Below are 20,723 nucleotides of genomic sequence, written 5' to 3'. Positions count from 1 at the left end.
AAAGAAAGATGCGTCCAGCGAGGCTTCGCTGGACGCTTTTCACGCACATATAAAGGATGTAGCGGCGGCAGCAAGCCGCCTGTGGTGGCGACTTACTTCGAAACGTCCTGGCCGAAGTACTTGTCGGAAATCTTCTTATAGGTGCCGTCAGCCTTGATGTCGGCCAGCGCCTTGTTGATCGCTTCCAGCAGTTCCGGCTCGCCCTTGCGGATGATGATGCCGGAATAGTCGGCATTTTCCTGCTGGGCGACGATCTTCACCGGAGCGTCCGGCTTGTGCTTCTTGAAGTCGAGGAAGGAGAGGCTGTCATTGATCGTTGCGTCCGCGCGCTTGGTCAGCACAAGCTGGATCGACTGGTCGAAGCCGTCGGTGCCGACGAGTTCGGCGCCGGACTGTTCAGCAAGCTTGCCGAAGTTGCTGGTCAGCGACTGCGCCGACTTCTTGCCCTTGAGGTCTGCAAAGCCCCTGATGCTGTCGTCACCATCGCGAATGATGAGTACAGCCTTTGAAGCGATGTAGGGCTCGGAGAAATCATACTTCTGCTTGCGCGCGTCGGTGATGCCGACCTGGTTGATGACCGTGTCGTAGCGCTTCGCATCGAGACCGGCGATCAGGCCGTCCCATTTGCCTTCGACAAATTCCGGCTTGACGCCAAGCTTGGCGGCAACCGCTTCGCCGATCTCCACGTCGAAGCCTACCAGCTTGCCGCTGTCGTCATGAAAGGTGAACGGCGCATAGGTTCCCTCGGTGCCGATCTTGAAGACACCTGATGACTTGATGGCGGCGAGGTTCTCGCCGGCAACAGCGGGAAGAAGCGCGGCGGCCTGGATCAGTGCTGCTGCGGCGATGGTCTTCAGAATGTTCATTTTTTTATCCAATTCACGGGGTGTTCGATGCTCAGAAAGTCGCAGAAAAGCCGGCGATGCGAAGCGTAGAAAACTGCAAAGAAAATCGGCATCTGCGAATATTTTTCTCATTTATCACGGATTTGGCGCGGCATGTTTCAGTTTGTGAAGACCGACAGGGGGGTGTGCACTTGCTTGCACGTTTGCATCGGTTTATGCATGTTTATATCAATTCTGTATCAATCGGGCTCAAATCGGCATGAACACGAACGAACTCCTTCTGCAGGAGCGCCAGAGCGTAATCCTGCGGAAGCTGCGGAGCGATGGTCGGGTGCTTGCTGCAGACCTTGCAGTTGAATTTGGTGTATCCGAAGACACGGTGCGCAGAGATCTGCGTGAGATGGCGGCTGCAGGCCTATGCGAGCGCGTCTATGGCGGCGCGTTGCCGCTCTCCCCCGCTGGCGGAAGCCTCAATCATCGTACGGGTATCGCGCGGGATCGCAAGCAGGCGCTTGCCGTGGCCGCGGTCTCGGAGATCGTTCCCGGTTCAGTGGTCTTTTTTGATGCGGGCAGCACCAATCTTGCAATTGCGATGGCCCTGCCAATGGATTTGTCACTGACGGCTGCAACAAACGCTCCAGCGATCGCCGGCGCCCTGATCGAGAGGCCTGCCGTCAACGTGATCCTGATTGGCGGCCTGATTGACCGGCAGGTCGGCGGCGCGCTCGGTGCGAAGGCTCTGCGCGACATGGAATCCCTGTCACCCGATCTCTGCATCCTCGGTGCTTGCGGCATCGATCTGACGGCCGGCGTAACAACCTTCGGCTTCGAAGATGCCGAATTCAAGCGTTTTGCGGCATCGCGAAGCAGGAAGGTCCTTGTCGCCGCGACGTCCGACAAATTCGGCACGGCCGCGCCTCATAGCGTGCTTCCGGTGGCGCAATGCGGATGTCTGGTGGTCGAGCGTGATGCAGACCCGGTCATGCTGGCTCGCTATCGCGACAGCGGCTGCAGGACGATCGTGGCTGGCGGATCGACGTAAGTATCATTCATGAACGCGTCGTGCGCGAGTGCCGGCGTTGAGACATTGTGGGAAGAGAAATGGACAACCGCGTTAACACAGCGCCGATGGTCAGAAGCGGCTTCATAACGAAGAACAGGATTGCGGTTTCGCTGCTGTTCCTCATCAATGGCTTCATAGTCGGCTGCTGGGCGCCGAAAATTCCCGAATTCGCGGAGCGCTTGCAACTGAGCAAGTTTCAGTTGGGTCTGATGATCCTGGTTCTTGGCGTCGGTTCGCTTACCCTCATGCCAATCGCCGGATCGCAAATTGCGCGCTATGGCTCGAAGCTTGTCGCGCAGATCGCTGCGGTTTGCCTTATGCCGGCGCTTCTCGCGCTGACGCTTGCGCCCAACGTTGTGACGGGGGCGGTTTCGATCTTCCTGTTTGGCGGCTTTATGGGCGCCATGGACGTTGCCATGAATGCGAACGCGGTTGCGGTCGAGCAATCGATGCGGCGGTCGATCATGTCTTCATGCCATGCCTTCTGGAGTTTGGGCGGTCTGATCGGTGCCGGTCTCGGTGGCCTGCTGATCGCCAAGGTCGGCGTGCTCTGGCATGCGCAGATTGCGACTGCGCTTGCAGCGATTGTTCTGGGCATCGCCTGGAGGATGATCCTTGCCGACCCTCCCCATCCGGACGAGAAGAAGGAAAAGCTCCGGCTGCCATTGGTTCCGCTGCCGTGGCTGATTGGCTTGATGGCGCTGTTTTCCATGGTTCCCGAGGGTGCTGTGCTGGATTGGGGCGCGCTCTACTTGCGCCAGGAACTGGGGGCGTCGGTGGCACTTTCCGGTTTCGGTTTTGCGGCATTTTCATTGACGATGGCAGTCATGCGCTTTGGCGGCGATCTTGTTCGTGATCGGCTTGGCGGCGTGATGACGCTTCGGATCTGCACGCTGTTTGCAATATCAGGCATGCTGCTGGCCGCCTTCGCGCCCAATGCGGAAATTGCGATCTTAGGCTTTGCACTTTGCGGCATCGGGATCTCGAACATGGTTCCGATTGCTTTCTCCGCTGCCGGCAACATTCCCGGTCTCCGTGCCGGCATTGGTCTCTCGGTTGTCACCACGATGGGCTATTCCGGCATGCTGGTAGCGCCATCGGCGATCGGCTTCGTGGCGGAGCATATCGGCTTCAGCGTTGTCTTTATGGCTTTGCCGGTCTTGCTGGTGGTCGTGCTGCTGTTCTCGAACCTTGCACGCTATGCCGACGGCATATCGGGCGGCGGCCACTGAAACGGCTCCAAGCAAAAGTGATGCGCGGGCGGTTGACAACAAAGCAGGCATGATCCACCTGAAAGACACGAAATTCAGGGGTTCAAGAACTCTATATGTCTTCTGCTGCAGATTTTGATCCGAAACCACGCCGCGCATCTGTCGCCGTCGACGTTGGCGGCGTCATCGTGGGCGGAGGTGCGCCCGTTGTCGTCCAGTCGATGACGAACACCGATACGGCGGATATTGACTCCACTGTTGCGCAGGTGGCGGCTCTCTTCAAGGCGGGGTCCGAGCTCGTTCGCATCACCGTCGACCGCGACGAGAGCGCGGCCGCGGTTCCGAAGATTCGCGAGCGACTGCTGCGGCTTGGCATGGACGTCCCGCTTGTCGGCGATTTTCACTACATCGGCCACAAGCTTCTTGCCGATCATCCGGCCTGCGCCGAGGCACTGGCGAAGTATCGCATCAATCCTGGCAACGTCGGCTTCAAGGACAAGAAGGACAAGCAGTTCGGCGACATCATTGAGATGGCGATCCGATACGATAAGCCTGTCCGCATCGGTGTGAACTGGGGCTCACTGGATCAGGAGTTGCTGACGGCGCTGATGGACCAGAACGCCGAGGCTGGCTCACCGCTTTCGGCACGCCAAGTGACCCGCGAAGCGATCGTCCAGTCCGCGTTGATTTCAGCCAATCTGGCCGAAGAAATCGGTCTGCCGCGCAACCGCATCATCCTGTCGGCCAAGGTCAGCCAGGTACAGGATCTGATTGCCGTCTATTCGATGCTCTCCGAACGCTCTGACCACGCCCTGCATCTCGGCCTTACCGAAGCTGGTATGGGCAGCAAGGGGATTGTCGCCTCGTCGGCTGCCATGGGCTATGTGCTGCAGCAGGGCATCGGCGATACGATCCGCGTGTCGCTGACGCCGGAGCCGAATGGCGACCGGACGCGCGAAGTACAGGTTGCCCAGGAGCTGCTGCAGGTGATGGGCTTCCGCCAGTTTGTGCCTGTCGTTGCGGCCTGTCCCGGCTGCGGCCGCACGACCTCGACCGTATTCCAGGAATTGGCGCAAAACATTCAGAACGACATTCGCAAGAACATGCCGGTTTGGCGCGAAAAATATCCTGGTGTCGAAGCATTGAACGTTGCGGTCATGGGCTGCATCGTCAATGGGCCGGGTGAAAGCAAGCACGCCGATATCGGCATTTCCTTGCCCGGCACCGGCGAAACGCCGGCTGCGCCCGTGTTCATCGACGGCAAGAAGGCGTTGACCCTGCGCGGCCCGAACATCGCTTCGGACTTTGAGGCGCTCGTGGTCGACTACATCGAAAAGCGTTTCGGGCAGAAGACGGCCGCCGAATAAGCGCCAGCCGGAAGCGTTCAGATTCGGCTGGTCAGCAGCTTCAGCCCTGCGACACAGTAGAAGGCAGCCATAGCCCCTTCGATCCAGCGGCGTAGCCCGCGGTAAATCTTCAAGGCATGTGGTGTCGAGAACAACATGGCGTATCCCATGAAGACGGTTAGGCCTGTCACCATGCATACTCCGATGATCAGACCGGCGACGGATGCCGGTGCGCCCTGCGGCATGCCGAGCGCGATGATCGCTAGCCAGGCGAAGATGGCCTTCGGGTTGGTGACGTGGATACCGTAGCCGCGCAGCAACAGGGCGCGTGTCGTAAGGTTTTTCTGCACGACAGCTGTCGGCAGCTCATTGTTGGCGCGCACTGCCCTGAAAGCCTTATAGGCGAGATAGAGCAGATAGAGGCCGCCGAAGATTTTCAGGATCTCCAGCGCCATGGCATAGGTCTGGAGGATGGTCGCAAGGCCGAGAGCGGCAGCACAGGCCCAGGTGAACGAGCCTGCGAAGATGCCGAGCGAAATGGTCAGGCCTGCCTTTCGACCATGTGTCATCGAAGTGGACACGATTGCCATGATCGCAGGGCCAGGGCTGATGACGGCGATCAGATAGGCGACGTAGGCCGGCAGAATCTGCGGGAGGTAGGTCAGGATCTCATGCATCATGCGTCTCTTGTTTGGCCGGCGACTGTCCATCGTTCTTAGGCGTGGTTCCCCGCGATAGACAAGAGACTGCATGGAGTCTGTTAGCGGAAACATTGTCCCGGTGACGCTTTTCAGTTCCTGCGACCGGCGATGAAGCGAGCCGCTTCCGCAAGAATGATGCTCCGCTCGGCGTAAGGCGCCAGCAATGCTTCTGCCTCGCGCACCTGCTCGGCAAGCTTGGCTTCTGCCCAAGCCATACCATGCATTGCCACCAGCGTGCCCTTGCCGCGGCCGGTATCCTTGCCTGTCGCCTTGCCCATCGTGGCAGCATCGGAGGTGAGATCGAGAATGTCGTCCGCGAGTTGGAAGGCGAGGCCGATCCGCTCGCCGAACTGACGCAATCGCTCGCGATCGTCCGGCGAAGCGCCGGCGATGATGGCGCCCGCCTCGCAGGCGAAGCGGATAAGGGCGCCGGTCTTCATCGCCTGTAGCGTGACGATGCCCTGCTCGTCGGGCGCCTGTTTCTCGGCGGCAAGGTCGAGAGCCTGCCCGCCTGCCATGCCTCCGATGCCCGCAGCGCGGGCCAGCGCCAGCGTCAACGCCAGTTTGGCTGCGTCAGGCAATTTCGTTTCGGGCGCGGCGATGATGTCAAAGGCATAGGTGAGCAGACTGTCACCAGCGAGGATGGCAGTCGCTTCATCATAGGCGATGTGCACGGTCGGTTTGCCTCGGCGCAGGTCGTCGTCGTCCATTGCCGGAAGGTCGTCGTGAACGAGCGAGTAACAGTGTACGCATTCGAGTGCCGCACCCACCCTCAGTGCCGCGTCCCTGTTTCCACCGAGCAACGATGCCGCCTCCACGACAAGGAAGGGCCGCAACCGCTTGCCGCCGTTCAGGGTGGCATAGTTCATGGCTGAACGCAGCCGTTCCGGCCGGGTGATTTCGTCGTTCAGCGCAGGTGACGACAGTAAAACGCCGAGCACAGCCTCGACCTCGCGTGCGGTGGTCGTCAATCTGGCTTCGAATGTTTCAGAGCTTGCGTCCATGGCGCGCTGTTTGGCATGAGCCGCCTTCTGCTTGCAACGGAATTGTCGATGGTGCGGTGAAGATTTCCTTTGTCTCTGGCAATGCCAGTTCGCAAACGGTATGGAGGAGAAGGGCAAGAGACTGGGTCGGGGAATTGGACATAACGCCGGAGAGAGAGGAAAGCATGACCGTGCCGTTTCACAGGCACGTGTTGTTTTGGCTTAAGAGCCGGCCCGTGATCATGCGCATCGTCCTTGCATTGGTGGCGCTCGTCATTCTTCCCTATGTCCTGATTGTCCTTTATCTGCTGCCCTTCGTTCACCCCGTTTCCACGCTCATGCTCCGCGATCTGGTGTTGCTGCGCGGCTACGACCGGCAATGGGTATCACTCGATGATATTTCGCCGGTTCTCGTTCAGTCGGTGATGATGTCCGAGGATGGGCAGTACTGCTTCCACGGCGGCGTCGATTGGGGTGAGATGCGGATGCTGTTGGAGGATACGCTGAGCGGCCAGGCGACCCGCGGCGGCAGCACGATCCCGATGCAGACGGTGAAGAACCTGTTCCTGTGGAACAGCCGGTCCTTCGTTCGCAAGGCGCTGGAACTGCCATTGGCTGTGACGGCGGATTTCATCTGGTCCAAGCGGCGCCTGATGGAGATCTACCTCAACATTGCAGAATGGGGACCGGGGATCTACGGCATCGAGGCTGCGGCCCGTCACCACTTCAAGGTGCCGGCATCGAAATTGACCAGCCGGCAGGCCGCTCTTCTCGCCGTGTCGCTTCCCAATCCCTTCGATCGCAACGCCGGCAAGCCCGGGCGTGGATTGCGACGGCTCGCCGGCCTCATCGAGCGGCGCGCGCGCGGGTCAGGTGATTACATCAGATGCATTTATGATTGATATCGCAATAAGTCGTTGGTGTTCATGAGTGTCATCTGGCATTCGTGCTTCAAACGTATGGACGGAAATCCCGCCACCAATGACTGGACTGCCAGCGATGATTTCTGCCTTTTCGCCTAGCCTTCTCACGTATTCCGCCGTTCATAACCCGGCGCCGCCGAACCATCTCGGGACCCGCTATGACGCAACCGGCACGTTTCTGCGCGAGCCTGGCAATACCGTCGTTTGCCATCTGGTCGAGGGATCGCCATCGCAGCAGGCAATCATTGAGGCGCGCCAGAGTTTTCTGGCGATGCCGGAGGCATCTCAGTTCGCCTTTACGCCGATCTCCAGTCTGCACATGACCCTGTTTCAGGGTGTTATCGAGTATCGTCGCAGGCTGCCTTACTGGCCGCAGGATGTGACGCTTGATACCGCGATCGAGCGGATGAGCGAGATCTATCTGGATCGGTTTCAATCCTTCGGGCCGCTCGGCCCCTTCGATGTTGAAGTTACCGACGTAACGCCGGTAGGGCTTACCGTGAACGGTGTTACGGCTGCGGATCGGCGTATTATGAAGGAATGGCGTGACGCGTTCGCACACGTGTTCGGCTACCGGCATCCGGATCATGACACCTATGAATTCCATATCACATTCTGCTACCCGATCGCGCGGTTACAGGAAGCAGCGCTACCCGTATGGCAGGCCATGCTCGACCGCGCGCTCGTCACGCTGCGCGAAACCACTCCGGTGATAGCATTGAGGCCGCCCGCCTTCTGCACTTTCGAGGACATGAACCATTTCGTGGAGCGGCTTGCGTTCGCGCCCGAAGCGTAAAAGGAAGATCCTGTTGGACAAGCTCACGCTCTACATCGGTAACAAGAACTATTCGTCCTGGTCGTTTCGGCCATGGATTGCCATGACAGCCGCCGGCATTCCTTTTGAGGAGGTGCTGGTTCCCTTCGATTTCGCCGCCGGCAATCCGCGCTTCAGGGAGTTTTCGCCGACCGGTCAGGTTCCTGTGCTCCAGCACGGCGATACTCGGGTCTGGCAGTCGCTGGCGATTATCGAATACGTTGCCGAGCTTTTCCCGGAAGCCGGGATATGGCCAAGTGAGCATAAGAAGCGAGCGGTCGCGCGCGCTGTTTCCATGGAGATGCTTGCGGGCTTCAGGACCTTGCGGAATGCTTGCCCGATGAATGTCCGGCGGCCGAAGGGGAAGATTGCGCTTGCCGACGGCGTGATGGCTGATGTCGCCCGGATCGAGACGATCTGGCGTGACCTGCGCGCCCACTCCGGCGGGCCGTTCCTTTTCGGCAATTTTTCCGGTGCCGATGCGATGTTCGCACCCGTTGTCAGTCGTTTCGACGTCTATGACCTGGTATCCGCCGGCGACACGCTAAGTTATATTGCAGCCGTCAAGGCGCATCCTGCCTGGAAGAAGTGGGAAGAGGCGGCGCGATCCGAGCCCTGGATTGTCGAAGAAGACGAGGTCTGACCTATGAATCGCAGGAATCTCAAAAAATAAGCTTGGGGACTGGTCAAGTACCCTCAAGGCATGTATAAGCGCGCAAAATTTCCGAAATCGCGATACGTCGTTTCGGCCGCCAGTCTGGCCGTAGGATGTGTTTGCCCGTGAAGTGGAGTAAGAGAAATGGCTGTACCGAAGAGAAAAACGAGCCCGTCCAAGCGCGGTATGCGCCGCTCTGCAGACGCACTGAAGGCTCCGACCTACGTTGAAGACAAGAACTCCGGCGAACTGCGCCGCCCGCACCATATCGATCTGAAGACCGGTATGTATCGCGGCCGTCAGGTTTTGACGCCAAAGGAAAGCGCATAATACTTTTGCGCTTGCTTGAGCGAGAGTTGCAAGGTCGGCCATGTGCCGGCCTTTTGCTTTTCCCCCGGCACAAAAACATTCTTCTGATATCTTGAAGTGATGCGGTTGTTTACGGCACTATTCTCCGGCTGAGGGGGGAGCTGTGCCATATGTTCAATGCCGTGCCATTGATGATTATCCCATTCATTCTTTACAATATGTCGATGCTGGGCTTGATGGGCAGCGATGGGCTTCCCTCGCTGCAGAACGACATCATCGTTTTGTCGATGATGTCGGGAGCTATGTGGAGCATGTCGCTCGGTGACCTCTTCATCGTCGTCGCGCTCGGTGTCCTGTTCTTCGAGATCCTGAAGGCGACGCGCAATGACGGCAGCCTGACCAACCACATGCTATCGATGCTCGTCTTCATTGCCTTCCTGGTCGAGTTTCTTCTCGTCCAGGATGCGGCCACTCAGGTTTTCTTCATCCTGCTGACGATTGCATTGATCGACGTGATTGGCGGCTTTGCCGTATCTATTCGCACCGCCGGGCGCGATGTATCGATTGGGCTCTGAAGCTCAGAGGTTATCGAGTTTGTTCTGAAGCGCGCGCAGCTGTTCCTTCAGCTCGTCGATATCCTTTGCTTCCGCTTTGCGGCTTTCCTTGGCCGGTGGGGTCATGAATGGCGAGAACATCTGCATGGCTTGCTGGAACATCTCGGTATTGCGACGCACCTGATCTTCCACCATCTGCATCGGCAGTTGCAGATTCTTGCCGATCGGCGTTTCGCCGAAAGCACGCGTGACTTGCTCGCGCATCTGTGCCTGCTGCTCGGTAAAGGCGCGCATGGAGTGTTCCAGGAAGCTCGGAACAACCATCTGCATCTGGTCACCGTAGTAGGTAATAAGCTGGCGAAGGAACGAGATCGGCAGCAGTGTGTTGCCCGTCTTGGATTCCTGTTCGAAAATAATCTGCGTCAGCACAGAGTGGGTAATATCGTCGCCGCTCTTTGCGTCCTGAACTGTAAAATCCTCTCCCTTCTTCACCATCTCCGCCAGATCTTCCAGCGTCACATAGGTGCTGGTGCCTGTGTTGTAGAGGCGGCGATTGGCGTATTTCTTGATTACGATCTGCCCGTCATTCTTCGCCATATCAGTCTCCCGAAGCCCGTCTGATTGTTATGGAAATTCCTCCACCTAGGAATGTAGACGCAAACGAAGCCCAGTGACAATCTCTTTGTGCGATGCGGCAACCCCTTTTGCGGCAGAGATAATTTGTCTCAACGTAAGCAATCCCTAAAATTAAAGGGCATACTCTTGTCGTTTGACTTGACGGTGAAGCTTTGTCAGTTTCCTCTAATCCGGTCGAGTTAACGAGGAGATCGTAATGTCGAGTTCATCCATCGTCATCGCTAGTGCAGGTCGCACTGCCGTTGGCTCATTCAATGGGGCCTTCGCCACCGTCCCTGCCCATGAACTGGGTGCGGCCGCAGTCAAGGGCGTGCTACAACGTGCGGGTGTCGACGCCAGCGAGGTCGACGAGGTCATTCTCGGTCAGGTTCTCCCGGCTGGCGAGGGCCAGAACCCGGCCCGGCAGGCGGCCATGAAGGCAGGCGTTCCCAAGGAAGCAACGGCGTGGGGCGTCAACCAGCTCTGCGGTTCTGGCCTGCGCGCCGTGGCGCTCGGCATGCAACAGATCGCGCTCGGTGACGCGAAGATCATCGTCGCCGGCGGCCAGGAATCGATGTCGATGGCACCGCATGCTGCGCATCTGCGCGGCGGCGTCAAAATGGGCGACATGAAAATGGTCGACACCATGATCAAGGACGGCCTGACGGATGCCTTCTATGGCTACCACATGGGCATCACCGCCGAGAACATTGCCCGCCAGTGGCAGCTCTCCCGCGAGGAGCAGGACCGATTCGCGGTTGCATCGCAGAACAAGGCGGAAGCCGCGCAGAAGGCCGGGCGTTTCGCCGATGAAATCATTCCCTACGTCATCCCGACACGAAAGGGCGACGTGACGGTTGATGCCGATGAATACATCCGTCACGGAGCGACGTTGGACTCGATGGCCAAACTGCGTCCGGCTTTCGATAAGGAGGGCACGGTCACCGCAGCGAATGCCTCCGGCCTCAACGATGGCGCTGCCGCAGCCGTCCTCATGACGGAAGCCGAGGCGTCCCGCCGGGGCATCCAGCCGCTCGCCCGGATCGTTTCCTGGGCGACCGCAGGTGTTGATCCGCAGGTGATGGGAACGGGTCCTATCCCGGCATCGCGGAAGGCGTTGGAAAAGGCGGGGTGGTCCGTCGGCGATCTCGATCTCGTCGAAGCGAACGAAGCCTTTGCCGCACAGGCTTGCGCGGTCAACAGGGACCTCGGCTGGGACCCATCGATCGTCAACGTCAACGGTGGCGCGATTGCAATCGGCCATCCGATCGGCGCATCCGGCGCACGCGTGCTCAACACGCTCCTCTTCGAGATGAAGCGCCGCGGCGCGAAGAAGGGGCTGGCGACGCTGTGCATCGGTGGCGGCATGGGTGTCGCAATGTGCTTTGAAGCTCTTTGAACAGCAGGCAATCCAACTATAACCTGAGCCCCGCAGGATAGCGGGGCCTTCAAATGAGGGAGCGGAACATGAGCAGAGTGGCTGTTGTCACTGGTGGTACCCGCGGCATTGGCGCCGCAATTTCCGTCGCACTGAAGAATGCAGGCTATGCGGTTGCCGCGAATTACGCGGGCAACGATGAGAAGGCGAACGCCTTTAACAACGCGACAGGCATTCCCGTCTTCAAATGGGATGTTTCCGACTACGCCTCATGCGGCGAGGGTATCGCGAAGGTTGAAGCTGAACTTGGTCCGATCGATGTCCTCGTTAACAACGCCGGCATCACGCGGGACGCAATGTTCCACAAGATGACGCCGCAGCAGTGGCACGAGGTCGTCAACACCAACCTCACCGGTCTCTTCAACATGACGCACCAGGTTTGGGGCGGCATGCGCGACCGGAGCTATGGGCGGATCGTCAACATATCCTCGATTAACGGCCAGAAGGGCCAGATGGGCCAGGCGAACTACTCCGCTGCCAAGGCAGGTGACCTCGGCTTTACCAAGGCGCTTGCGCAGGAAGGTGCTGCCAAGAACATCACCGTCAACGCGATCTGCCCAGGTTACATCGGGACAGAAATGGTTCTTGCGGTTCCGGAGAAAGTCTTGAACGAAAGAATCATTCCGCAGATACCGGTTGGTCGTCTCGGCGAACCTGAGGAGGTGGCGCGCTGTGTCGTCTTTCTAGTTTCCGACGACGCAGGCTTCATTACCGGATCGACGCTTAGCGCCAATGGCGGTCAGTTGTTCGTTTAACGGATGGACGCTGTAAGGCCGTTATCGTGGCTCTCGATCTGCTGCGAATAGCGGCCTTGCTGGCTGCGCGTATCGTACGGATTCAAGTATGCCGCATAGGCCGCCATGGCGATGGTCAACAATGCGGCTGCGCCGATAATTCTGGTCATTGCCCTGCACTCCAAATTCCCCACGATGCATTGGTCGTCCAACCCGGTGTCGATATTGGGGCCGATTTGAGGAATTATTTGGCTGTCTTTCAGCCCTTTGGGTGGCGCCTTGCTTTGGCCCTGACCGGCACCTTCTGCATAGCGCGGTTCTCGCCACGAAGAGCGGCGGCGGTCGTTGTCGCGAAGGCGACCGCAACGAGGATGGCGACGGCTGAATTTAAGATGATCTGGGTCATGGGACCATTCCTTTCCAAGCCCGCGAGACATTGGCCTCGCCGCTGTTCTTGAAAGAAATATGCGCCCGACCCTCACGGTCCGGTAGATTGAACTTTGGCGACCGACTGTCGGCGTGGCGTTGACAATCGGGTGCCGAGCGCTCTTAGAGATGAGGATTGCGTGGCCGATACTTCTTGACCAGTCGCTGGTTGACTGACGCGGCTCCGGGCATATTGGCGCTGAGATAAATTGGTGCGTCGCCGCCTTTCGACAGTTCTGACGCCACTTCCGCCAAGATGGCGTTGAGAATCGTTGCACCAATAGCGGTCGAAACCGGACCAACCTTCAGTTCCGTGCCCGGGAGTTCGATCACCGCATCGCCGGGCGGGAGGCCGTTGTCCAGGACGATGTCGGCGATGTCCGCAAGACGGCGCCGCCCGTTCGCAACCGCACTCGAGTAGGAGACCGAGGTGAGCGCGATCACCTTGGCGCCGATCTCGCGGCCGTAATCGGCAGCCTCGATCGGCGCTGCATTCACGCCGGAGTTCGACGCGATGATGATGACGTCACCCGGTTGCATTCCATAGCGTTCCAACACCGGCCGCACCAATCCTTCCGTACGCTCGTAAACGGAGCTGATCACCGCGCCCTCGTGCAGCATCGCGGAGCCGACGAGAACCGGAACGGTAAGAGCGAGGCCGCCTGCCCGATAGTGGACCTCTTCCGCCAGCATGTGAGAGTGTCCCGTACCGAACACATAAACCCGCTTGTCATTGCGGGCGGCTTCCAGGATCGCATCGGCCGCCAGGGTCATCGGTCCGGCGAGTTCCGCCTTCAAGGTCTCGAGTCGGTCGATCAGGTTGGAAAAATAGGCATCGGTGATCGCTGTCATCACGTCCTCGCGTTCTAGGCTGCTTCGCCGCTGATGAACGTTCTTGTGACCTCAAGGGCGTCGGTCAGATGCGCCAGATCGGCTCGGGCACCCGGCGAAAGATGGCCGCGATCCTCAAGGCGCAGGAAGCGCGCCGGGTAGAGCGTCGCCATGCGAAGGGCCTCCGCGAGGGTCAACTCCAGATAGGTGACACCATAGCGGACGGTGGACGCCATATCGACGTCGGAGCCGGCGAGCGTGCCATCGGAGAGCACCAGTTTGGAGCAGAAGCCACCTCTCTCGCGTCGGACGGTCCGGCCATTCAACGTGAAGGAGTCTTGTTCCGATCCAACCAGCGACATCGCGTCGGTGACGAAGAAGAGCTTACCTTCGCCCCGTTTGGCGCGAAGAGCGGTTCGCAGCGCCTTCGGGTCGACGTGGTGGCCATCCGCAATGATGCCGCACCAGACTGAAGGATGGTCGATGGCCGCACCGACAAGGCCGGGGGCCCGGTGGCCGAGTTGGCTCATGGCGTTGAAGAGATGTGTCACGCCACGCGCGCCGGCGTCGAAGCGCGCCTCTGCCGCCTCGCTGGAGCAATCGGAATGGCCTATGCTGACGGTGACGCCGGCTTCGCTGAGTTCACGCACCTGCTTCGCCGTGACCTGCTCGGCCGCCATCGTTACCAGCAGTGTGCCGATCGCCTCCTTTGCCGCAATGAAAGCTTTCACGTCCTTGTCTTCGACCGGGCGCATGAGTTCGGCAAGATGGGCTCCCTTGCGCGCCGGCGCCAGATGCGGGCCTTCAAGGTGGAGGCCCGCGACCCCCCGGTTCGTCTTGACGGCTTCCTTGGCTGCTTCGATCGCCGCAGTGGTCGCGTCTGACGTATCGGTGATCAGCGTCGGCAGCAGTGCGGTCGTGCCGTAGGGCCGATGACCGTCGGCAATCATGTACATGGAGGCTGCGGATGCCTCGTCGTTGAGCATCCGGCCACCGCCGCCATTCACCTGCGCATCGATGAAGCCTGCCGAGAGGACACCGCCCTCAAAGCGCGTGTGCTCGCCCTCCGGCAGTTCGCCTGCTGCTGCAATGGCCTCGACGCGCCCGTCCGAGACGATGAGCGCTTTGTCGTCGTGGAAGCGCTGACCATCGAAGATCCGCGCGCCGGAGAAGATCTTGCGAACCATCACATCGTCTCCGTGACCTTGAGCAGGTTGGCCGGCTTGTCCGGGTCGAAACCCTTGCGGCGCGTCACCGACTCAATCAGGCGGTAGTAGACCAGCAGCGAAGCGAGCGGATCAAGTAGGCCGCTGCCGGTCGTCGGCACTTGCAGGTTGATACCGGAGACTGGCTGCGCCGAGAACGGCACGGTGGTCGCGCCGAGTTTCCGCAGTCGCTCGAGCGCCTGGACGTTGTTGCTGAATGCCGGATCATCAGGCGTAAAGGCGACAATCGGGAAGCCTGGCTGAACAAGACGCATCGGGCCATGCATCAGTTCGGCAAGCGAGAAGGCCTCCGCATGCAAGCTAGCCGTCTCCTTGGCCTTCAAAGCGGCCTCGAGCGCAATAGCGAAAGCGGGGCCGCGGCCGGCCGTATAGAGCGAGCTGGCCTCGAAAAGTACATCCTCGGCTGCCTTCGTATCGATCCCGCTGGTCGCCTGCAGGGCTTCCGGCAGCTTTTCCAGCGAGGCATGCAGGTCGCGTTTGCCGCTGATGGCTGCCGTGACACCGGAAAGCGCGGCGACTGAAGCGATGAAGGACTTGGTTGCCGCTACGCTCTTCTCCGGGCCTGCATTGAGGCCGAGAACGATGTCGGCCTGCTTGGCGAGCGGGCTGTCGGTGACGTTGACGACGGCGATCGTTGTTGCGCCGCCGTGCTTTGCCGCATCCTGCAAGGCAATGATGTCGGGGCTCGCACCAGATTGCGAGACGGTGAAGTGGATGCCGCCTTTGAGATGCAGGGACGCGCCATAAACCGACGCGATCGACGGACCAACCGATGCGACCGGCACGCCGCAGGTGATCTCGAACAGGTATTTGAAGAAGGTCGCTGCGTGGTCCGAGGATCCGCGGGCTGCTGTTGTCACCACAGTCGGCGCACCTGATGCAAACAGCTTCGCAATTTCGTCGAAGACGGGCTTTTCTTTCTGAAGCAGCGTTGCGACGACCTCCGGCGACTGGCCGGCTTCCTGCAACATCAGCGAATGGCTTTCACTCATAGGTCATCTCCGATTCTTAATTCCGCAACAAAATCATATGCATCACCACGATAGTGGGAGCGGGTGTATTCAACGACACGCTGGTCTTCCAGGCGCGACACACGTTCGATCAGCAGCGCGGGTGCACCGGCTTTCACGTCCAGCGCCGCAGCCGATGACGGATCGAGCGTGACCGCCGTCAATCTCTGCAGCGCTCGAACGGGGCGGTGACCGCTTGCCGTAAGCGCTTCGTAAAGAGATCCTTCCCCGCCGGCATTTTCTCCCAGGAACTTCACCGGTACGACAGCGCGTTCGATCGCAAGCGGGAGGCCGTCGGCAAGGCGCAGGCGATCCAAACGAAGGACAGGTTCATCAAGGCCGAGCCCAAGCAAAAAGGCTTCGTCGGGAGATGGCGTATTGACGGTTCGAGACAAGATCCTCGCAGCAGGCGCACGACCGCGTGAGCGCATATCGGCGGAGAACGAAGAAAGCCGCCATAGCGACTGCTCCATCCGCTCGACCTTGCTCGAGACGAAGGTGCCGCTTCCATGCCGGGATTCAAGCGTGCCTGAATTCATTAGGTCGCGATAGGCGGTCCGAACGGTCACGCGTCCGACCTTCAGGGCTTCAGCAAGGTCGCGCTCGCCGGGAAGCGCCGTGCCGGGCTTCAGCAATCCTTCTTGGATCAGGCCGGTCAGGGCCTGCGCCAACCGCTTGTAAAGCGGCCCGCTAAGCGCCACGCCGCGCAGGCCACGGCTGTTCAGCTCCGCTATCAGACTGGTTCTATTCATGTTTCAATAATAGAACCTATTTAGAACCAATCGCAAGCGGGAAAATCAGTCGGAAAAGAAAAACCCTCGCAGGCGACCTGCAAGGGTTTGTTTCTTCGAGCCGAACGAAGGCGTTAGCTCTTCGAGAAAATGTAGTCCGTTTCCTGACGCAGCACTTCGCCAGGACGCAGAACCGCATTGGGGAAGCCCTCGTGGTTGATTGCATCCGGCCAAACCTGCGTTTCCAGGCAGAAGCCGGCGAACGGACCGTACTTGCGTCCGTCCAGGCCGGGTACAGGCACGTCGAGCTTGAAGCCGGCGTAGAACTGTATGCCGGGCTCCGTCGTGCGGACTTCCAGCGAAACGCCTGAGCTCAGGCTGCGGGCAAGCGCGACGGATCGTTTTGCAATGCGTTCGGTGGAGAGGCAGAAATTGTGATCGTAGAGCGCCTGCTCACTCCCGTCGAACCGCTTCATCGGCGACATCTCACGGAAGTCGAAGACCGTTCCGGCGACGGGCCGCACCTCTCCGGTCGGGATCTGCAACTCGTTTGTCACGAGGTAGCCCTCGGCTGCAATCATGATGTCGTGGCCGAGCGCATCTTCGCGGCCGTCGAGGTTGAAGTAGGCATGTTGGCAGACGTTGGCGATCGTCGGCTGATCACTCGTCGATTCGTAGATGACAGAAAATTCGCCGTCACCATGCACCCAGTAAGTTGCCTGGATGGTGCAGTTGCCGGGATAACCGCCGCGACCGTCCGGATCGACGATCTTCAGCACGACGCGGTCGAGATCATGCTCGACGATTGTCCAGTTCCGCTTGGCGATGTTGTCCTTGCCGCCATGAAGGTGGGTCACGCCCTTCTCATTGAGATCGAGCTGATAACTCTTGCCATCCAGCGTGAACTTGCCGCCGCCGATGCGGTTTGCGCAGCGCCCGGGCGTCGCGCCAAAGTAGGAGGAGTGGGCGGGGTAGCTGTCAAAATCATCGAAGCCGAGCAGCAGCGGCGCATCGTGACCGTCAAGGCGAAGATCCTGAATGACGGCACCCCAGGTGATGATTTTGGCCGTGAGCCCGCCACCCTTGATCTCAACACGATAGACGGTCTCGCCCGACTGGGTCTGCCCAAAAACTTCCCGTTTCAACATTTCCGCCATAGCGACCATCCAGATATATCTTCGATTGAGGCAGGGAACCTGCCCCTATTTGCCACAAACCGCAACGGTGTCGTCGAAAAGAAACGCGGCCGGACCCGGCATTCGTTCCGCCAGCCGCCTTGCATCAGCTCGTGTCAGTCGCTCTTGCCGATATCGTTGAGATCGTAGGGTGTGGTCTGGTAGATCTCGTTGATCCAGTTGCCGAACAACAGGTGTGCGTGGCTGCGCCAGCGGTTTTGCGGCGTCAGCGACGGATCGTTGTGCGGGAAGTAGTTGTGCGGCATCTTGATCGGCACGCCGGCGTTCACGTCGCGGAAATATTCGTCGGAAAGCGACGTTGAATCATATTCCACGTGATTGAACATATAGAGCCGCTTGCCCTTGCGTTCGTGCACGAGGCAGACGCCCATTTCGCTGGATTCCATCAGGATCTCCAGGCTTCCCGATTTCTCGATGTCGCTGCGGCGGACCTCCGTCCAGCGCGAAACAGGGACCTCGAAATTGTCGGAGAAGCCGTTCAGGTAGACCGACGACGGCTTCAGGTTCCGGTGCCGGTAAACACCGAAGGCCTTCTCCTTGAGTTCGTACTTGGGAACACCGTGGAAGTGATAGATCGCGGCCATCGCGCCCCAGCAAACGTTCATCGACGAATGGACGTTGGTCTCTGTCCAGTCGAAAATCTGCTGCATTTCGCCCCAATAGTTCACGTCTTCGTAAGGCAGCGTCTCGATCGGCGCGCCTGTCGTGATGAAACCATCGAATTTGCGGTGCTTCACTTCCTCCCACGTCTGGTAGAAGGCGAGAAGATGGCCCTCCGAGGTGTTTTTTGCTTTGTGGTTGCCGACGCGGATGAGCGAAAGCTCGACCTGCAGCGGAGAGGCGCCGACCAGACGGGCCATCTGCAATTCCGTTTTGATCTTGTTCGGCATGAGATTGAGCAGCCCGATCTGCAGCGGACGGATGTCCTGACGGATTGCCGCCGTCTCGGTCATCACGCGCACGCCTTCGTGAACCAGGGTCTCAAACGCAGGCAAGGTATCGGGGATCTTGATGGGCATTGCGGTCACTCGATCAAAACAACGAATACATTGCTATCGGTCCGCACGCGGCCCTTTAGCAACTTCTTTAACGTGGCTGCAAGCCGGCCGGCCAAATCACCACGGAGCGTCTTAAATAGCGTCACTCGATCCGCGAATCAATTGCTCAAACGAAAGGTCGGGGCGATATGAAGTCACCGCAGCGTTAATGACTGCTAGAATCTGTTGGTGGACACAGCGAAACACCATGTTTATTGAAGTAGAATGATGGCTAGGGACGCGTAATGGCAGATGACCTCGAAGGCAGGCCAAGCATTCAAGGGCAGGACAGAGTAGGATACGATCTGAGCCTGGGCTATCGCTTGAGGGTCATGTTCTCGGCCTTCTGGCATTCGCCCGTGCGGGGAAGGGTCTTGGTGATCGCGACCGCGCTGATCGCCATCATTCTCGCCACTGCCTATGCGACCGTCATCCTTAACCAGTGGAATGCGCCGTTCTACGATAGCATCGCTCGGCGCGATCTGCCTGGTTTCTTCCATCAGCTGAAGGTCTTTGCCCTGATCGCAGGCATGCTGCTGCTGCTCAATGTCGTACAGGCTTGGCTAAACCAGATGACCGCGCTTTATATGCGCGAAGGCCTGACACGCGATCTGGTCAACCAATGGCTCCAACGCAAGCGCGCGCTGCGGCTTTCGGCCAGCGGCCTCATCGGTGTCAATCCCGATCAGCGCCTGCACGAAGATGCCCGCAATCTCGCCGAGAGCACAACCAGCCTGATGATCGGGCTGGTACAGGCGACGATTCTGCTTATCAGCTTTATCGGCGTGTTATGGGACCTTTCCAGCGGATTTGTCTTCCATTTCGGCACACGCTCCTTTTCCATTCCGGGCTATATGGTTTGGGCGGCAATCTTCTATGCGGCGTCCGCATCGATTCTCAGTCAGCTGGTTGGCCGCAAGCTGGTGAAGCTCAATGCCGACCGTTTTTCGAAGGAAGCGGAACTTCGCTTCGCGCTGATGCATGCCAATGAGAACATGCCGGCGATTACTGTGGCTCGCGGCGAGGAGAATGAGCAGCAGCGTATCAATACCGACATCAGTGCGGTACTTGCTGTTATCAAGCGGGTGGCGATGGCCAACGTCAACCTCACCTGGGTATCGGCCGGCTACGGCTGGCTTGTCGTGGTTATCCCGATCATCGTTGCTGCGCCCGCCTACTTCTCCGGTGGACTGACGTTCGGGCAGCTGATGGTGTCGGTCGGCGCCTTCAACCAAGTCAATACCGCCCTTCGCTGGTATGTCGCGAACTTTGGCCCCATTGCCGAATGGCGCGCCACGCTGATGCGCGTCACCGATTTCCGGCAGGCGCTCACCAGCATGAGCGATGAGATCAATCTGAAGGGCACGATCAAGTACGAACGGAATCCTCCCGGAATCCTGACGCTGGACCATGTCCGGATTGCCGCCAAGATCGGCGAAGATATTGATCAGTGCGGTGGCTTTCGTGTGCAGGAAAGCGCGGTGACGATCAAGGCCGGCGAAAATGTCATGATCAACGGCGATCACAACGTGAACCGCAAACTGCTTTTCCTTGCACTCTCCGAGCTGTGGCCGTGCGGTGGCGGCAGGATCGGTTTACCGCCCACGGACGATATGCTTTTCATCCCGCAATCGGCCTACATCCCGGGTGGTTCGCTTCGCGAAGCATTGGCGTTTCCGGAACCTGTGGACGCCTATCAGAATGCCGATGTCGTTGCGGCATTGGAAAAGGCAGGTCTCCAAAATCTGGTTTCTCGACTTGATACCCGAGCCCGCTGGGACAAGCTGCTTGACTCAGACGAGCAGCGGGCGATCGGGTTCGCTCGCCTGCTGCTCGTGCGGCCGAAATGGATTGTTTTCGACGAAGTGCTGGAGGGCATGGAGCCGGAATGGCAATCCACAATGATGCAGGTCCTCGCCTCCATGCCAGAGGCGACGATGATCTACATCGGCCGGTCAGACACTTACGTCGAGACTTTCAAGCCGCGCGTGCTGCATCTCGAAGCCCTGCACGCGAAGCCTGAAGCGAAGGTTGTGGTAAAAGCCCCGAACGCGCCGGCACCAGCACTCTGATCA

The 20,723-nt window shown here is 59.2% G+C and carries 23 protein-coding genes and 1 riboswitch; of the genes, 11 read left to right on the top strand and 12 right to left on the bottom strand.

Going from position 1 to position 20,723, the window contains the following annotated elements; genetic code table 11:
* Positions 1-92 precede the first annotated feature (92 nt).
* Positions 93-866 carry an amino acid ABC transporter substrate-binding protein gene (locus tag ATY79_RS18735; protein ID WP_088693080.1) on the bottom strand — a complete coding sequence of 258 codons (774 nt, stop codon included), beginning with the start codon at positions 864-866 and terminating at the stop codon, positions 93-95.
* Between the two features lie 238 nt (positions 867-1,104).
* On the opposite strand from ATY79_RS18735, the gene ATY79_RS18730 reads away from it, so the two are divergent.
* The 3 genes from ATY79_RS18730 to ispG all read left to right on the top strand — a co-directional run bounded on the left by ATY79_RS18730 (position 1,105) and on the right by ispG (position 4,486).
* A complete protein-coding gene (locus ATY79_RS18730; RefSeq protein WP_088693079.1) occupies positions 1,105-1,887 on the top strand; it encodes a DeoR/GlpR family DNA-binding transcription regulator in 783 nt (260 codons plus the stop codon).
* A 59-nt stretch (positions 1,888-1,946) separates the two neighbouring features.
* Positions 1,947-3,140: an MFS transporter gene (locus ATY79_RS18725; RefSeq protein ID WP_088693078.1), complete on the top strand. Its 1,194-nt coding sequence runs from the start codon at positions 1,947-1,949 to the stop codon at positions 3,138-3,140.
* A gap of 95 nt (positions 3,141-3,235) precedes the next feature.
* Positions 3,236-4,486, top strand: coding sequence for a flavodoxin-dependent (E)-4-hydroxy-3-methylbut-2-enyl-diphosphate synthase (ispG, locus tag ATY79_RS18720; RefSeq protein ID WP_088693077.1), 1,251 nt, complete (start codon positions 3,236-3,238; stop codon positions 4,484-4,486).
* 17 nt (positions 4,487-4,503) lie between these two features.
* Here the strand turns inward: ispG and ATY79_RS18715 are convergent, their stop codons facing one another.
* Both ATY79_RS18715 and ATY79_RS18710 read right to left on the bottom strand, forming a co-directional pair.
* Entirely contained in the window at positions 4,504-5,142 is a 639-nt protein-coding gene (locus tag ATY79_RS18715) for a LysE family translocator (RefSeq protein ID WP_088704638.1), read from the bottom strand.
* 113 nt (positions 5,143-5,255) lie between these two features.
* On the bottom strand, positions 5,256-6,170 hold the full coding sequence (locus tag ATY79_RS18710; protein WP_088693076.1) for a polyprenyl synthetase family protein: 915 nt from the start codon (positions 6,168-6,170) through the stop codon (positions 5,256-5,258).
* A 134-nt stretch (positions 6,171-6,304) separates the two neighbouring features.
* Here ATY79_RS18710 and mtgA point away from each other — a divergent pair, with 134 nt between their 5' ends.
* The 5 genes from mtgA to ATY79_RS18685 all read left to right on the top strand — a co-directional run bounded on the left by mtgA (position 6,305) and on the right by ATY79_RS18685 (position 9,425).
* The gene (gene mtgA / locus ATY79_RS18705; protein WP_189637154.1) at positions 6,305-7,051 is read left to right on the top strand and encodes a monofunctional biosynthetic peptidoglycan transglycosylase; all 747 of its coding nucleotides are present in this window, start codon (positions 6,305-6,307) and stop codon (positions 7,049-7,051) included.
* Between the two features lie 97 nt (positions 7,052-7,148).
* Positions 7,149-7,868 (top strand): DUF1868 domain-containing protein, encoded by a 720-nt coding sequence (locus tag ATY79_RS18700; RefSeq protein WP_088704637.1) that lies wholly within the window; start codon positions 7,149-7,151, stop codon positions 7,866-7,868.
* A 13-nt stretch (positions 7,869-7,881) separates the two neighbouring features.
* On the top strand, positions 7,882-8,529 hold the full coding sequence (locus tag ATY79_RS18695) for a glutathione S-transferase family protein (RefSeq protein ID WP_088693074.1): 648 nt from the start codon (positions 7,882-7,884) through the stop codon (positions 8,527-8,529).
* Positions 8,530-8,685: 156 nt separating this feature from the next.
* Positions 8,686-8,871, top strand: a complete 186-nt coding sequence (rpmF, locus tag ATY79_RS18690) for a 50S ribosomal protein L32 (protein ID WP_003543812.1) — start codon at positions 8,686-8,688, stop codon at positions 8,869-8,871.
* Between the two features lie 149 nt (positions 8,872-9,020).
* Positions 9,021-9,425: a hypothetical protein gene (locus ATY79_RS18685; RefSeq protein ID WP_088704565.1), complete on the top strand. Its 405-nt coding sequence runs from the start codon at positions 9,021-9,023 to the stop codon at positions 9,423-9,425.
* A gap of 3 nt (positions 9,426-9,428) precedes the next feature.
* Here ATY79_RS18685 and phaR read toward each other — a convergent pair whose 3' ends face one another.
* Positions 9,429-10,001, bottom strand: a complete 573-nt coding sequence (gene phaR / locus ATY79_RS18680) for a polyhydroxyalkanoate synthesis repressor PhaR (RefSeq protein ID WP_007528399.1) — start codon at positions 9,999-10,001, stop codon at positions 9,429-9,431.
* A 235-nt stretch (positions 10,002-10,236) separates the two neighbouring features.
* Between phaR and ATY79_RS18675 the strand changes: the two genes are divergently transcribed.
* Positions 10,237-11,418 carry an acetyl-CoA C-acetyltransferase gene (locus ATY79_RS18675; protein ID WP_088693072.1) on the top strand — a complete coding sequence of 394 codons (1,182 nt, stop codon included), beginning with the start codon at positions 10,237-10,239 and terminating at the stop codon, positions 11,416-11,418.
* Between the two features lie 68 nt (positions 11,419-11,486).
* Entirely contained in the window at positions 11,487-12,212 is a 726-nt protein-coding gene (locus tag ATY79_RS18670) for a beta-ketoacyl-ACP reductase (RefSeq protein WP_088693071.1), read from the top strand.
* On the opposite strand, the gene ATY79_RS30945 is transcribed toward ATY79_RS18670, so the two are convergent.
* From ATY79_RS30945 to metA, 8 genes are all read right to left on the bottom strand, one after another.
* On the bottom strand, positions 12,209-12,361 hold the full coding sequence (locus ATY79_RS30945; protein ID WP_189637153.1) for a hypothetical protein: 153 nt from the start codon (positions 12,359-12,361) through the stop codon (positions 12,209-12,211). The genes ATY79_RS18670 and ATY79_RS30945 overlap by 4 nt on opposite strands.
* Positions 12,362-12,450: 89 nt before the next feature.
* Positions 12,451-12,597, bottom strand: a complete 147-nt coding sequence (locus tag ATY79_RS30940; RefSeq protein WP_189637152.1) for a hypothetical protein — start codon at positions 12,595-12,597, stop codon at positions 12,451-12,453.
* Positions 12,598-12,740: 143 nt separating this feature from the next.
* The gene (locus ATY79_RS18665; RefSeq protein ID WP_088693070.1) at positions 12,741-13,469 is read right to left on the bottom strand and encodes an SIS domain-containing protein; all 729 of its coding nucleotides are present in this window, start codon (positions 13,467-13,469) and stop codon (positions 12,741-12,743) included.
* A 14-nt stretch (positions 13,470-13,483) separates the two neighbouring features.
* Entirely contained in the window at positions 13,484-14,635 is a 1,152-nt protein-coding gene (gene nagA / locus ATY79_RS18660; RefSeq protein WP_088693069.1) for an N-acetylglucosamine-6-phosphate deacetylase, read from the bottom strand.
* The gene (locus ATY79_RS18655) at positions 14,635-15,666 is read right to left on the bottom strand and encodes an SIS domain-containing protein (RefSeq protein WP_088693068.1); all 1,032 of its coding nucleotides are present in this window, start codon (positions 15,664-15,666) and stop codon (positions 14,635-14,637) included. The genes nagA and ATY79_RS18655 overlap by 1 nt, the downstream gene beginning before the upstream one ends.
* Entirely contained in the window at positions 15,663-16,436 is a 774-nt protein-coding gene (locus ATY79_RS18650) for a GntR family transcriptional regulator (protein WP_088693067.1), read from the bottom strand. The genes ATY79_RS18655 and ATY79_RS18650 overlap by 4 nt, the downstream gene beginning before the upstream one ends.
* 113 nt (positions 16,437-16,549) lie before the next feature.
* Positions 16,550-17,572 (bottom strand): aldose epimerase family protein, encoded by a 1,023-nt coding sequence (locus ATY79_RS18645; RefSeq protein ID WP_088693242.1) that lies wholly within the window; start codon positions 17,570-17,572, stop codon positions 16,550-16,552.
* A 134-nt stretch (positions 17,573-17,706) separates the two neighbouring features.
* On the bottom strand, positions 17,707-18,630 hold the full coding sequence (gene metA, locus ATY79_RS18640; protein WP_088693066.1) for a homoserine O-succinyltransferase: 924 nt from the start codon (positions 18,628-18,630) through the stop codon (positions 17,707-17,709).
* A gap of 35 nt (positions 18,631-18,665) precedes the next feature.
* Positions 18,666-18,743, bottom strand: a riboswitch (SAM riboswitch).
* Between the two features lie 150 nt (positions 18,744-18,893).
* Between metA and ATY79_RS18635 the strand changes: the two genes are divergently transcribed.
* The gene (locus ATY79_RS18635; protein ID WP_088693065.1) at positions 18,894-20,720 is read left to right on the top strand and encodes an ABC transporter ATP-binding protein/permease; all 1,827 of its coding nucleotides are present in this window, start codon (positions 18,894-18,896) and stop codon (positions 20,718-20,720) included.
* Positions 20,721-20,723: the final 3 nt, after the last annotated feature.

It is taken from the genome of Rhizobium sp. R693 (assembly GCF_002211315.1).
Lineage (GTDB): Bacteria > Pseudomonadota > Alphaproteobacteria > Rhizobiales > Rhizobiaceae > Rhizobium.
This window is presented reverse-complemented; position numbering and strand designations above follow the sequence as displayed.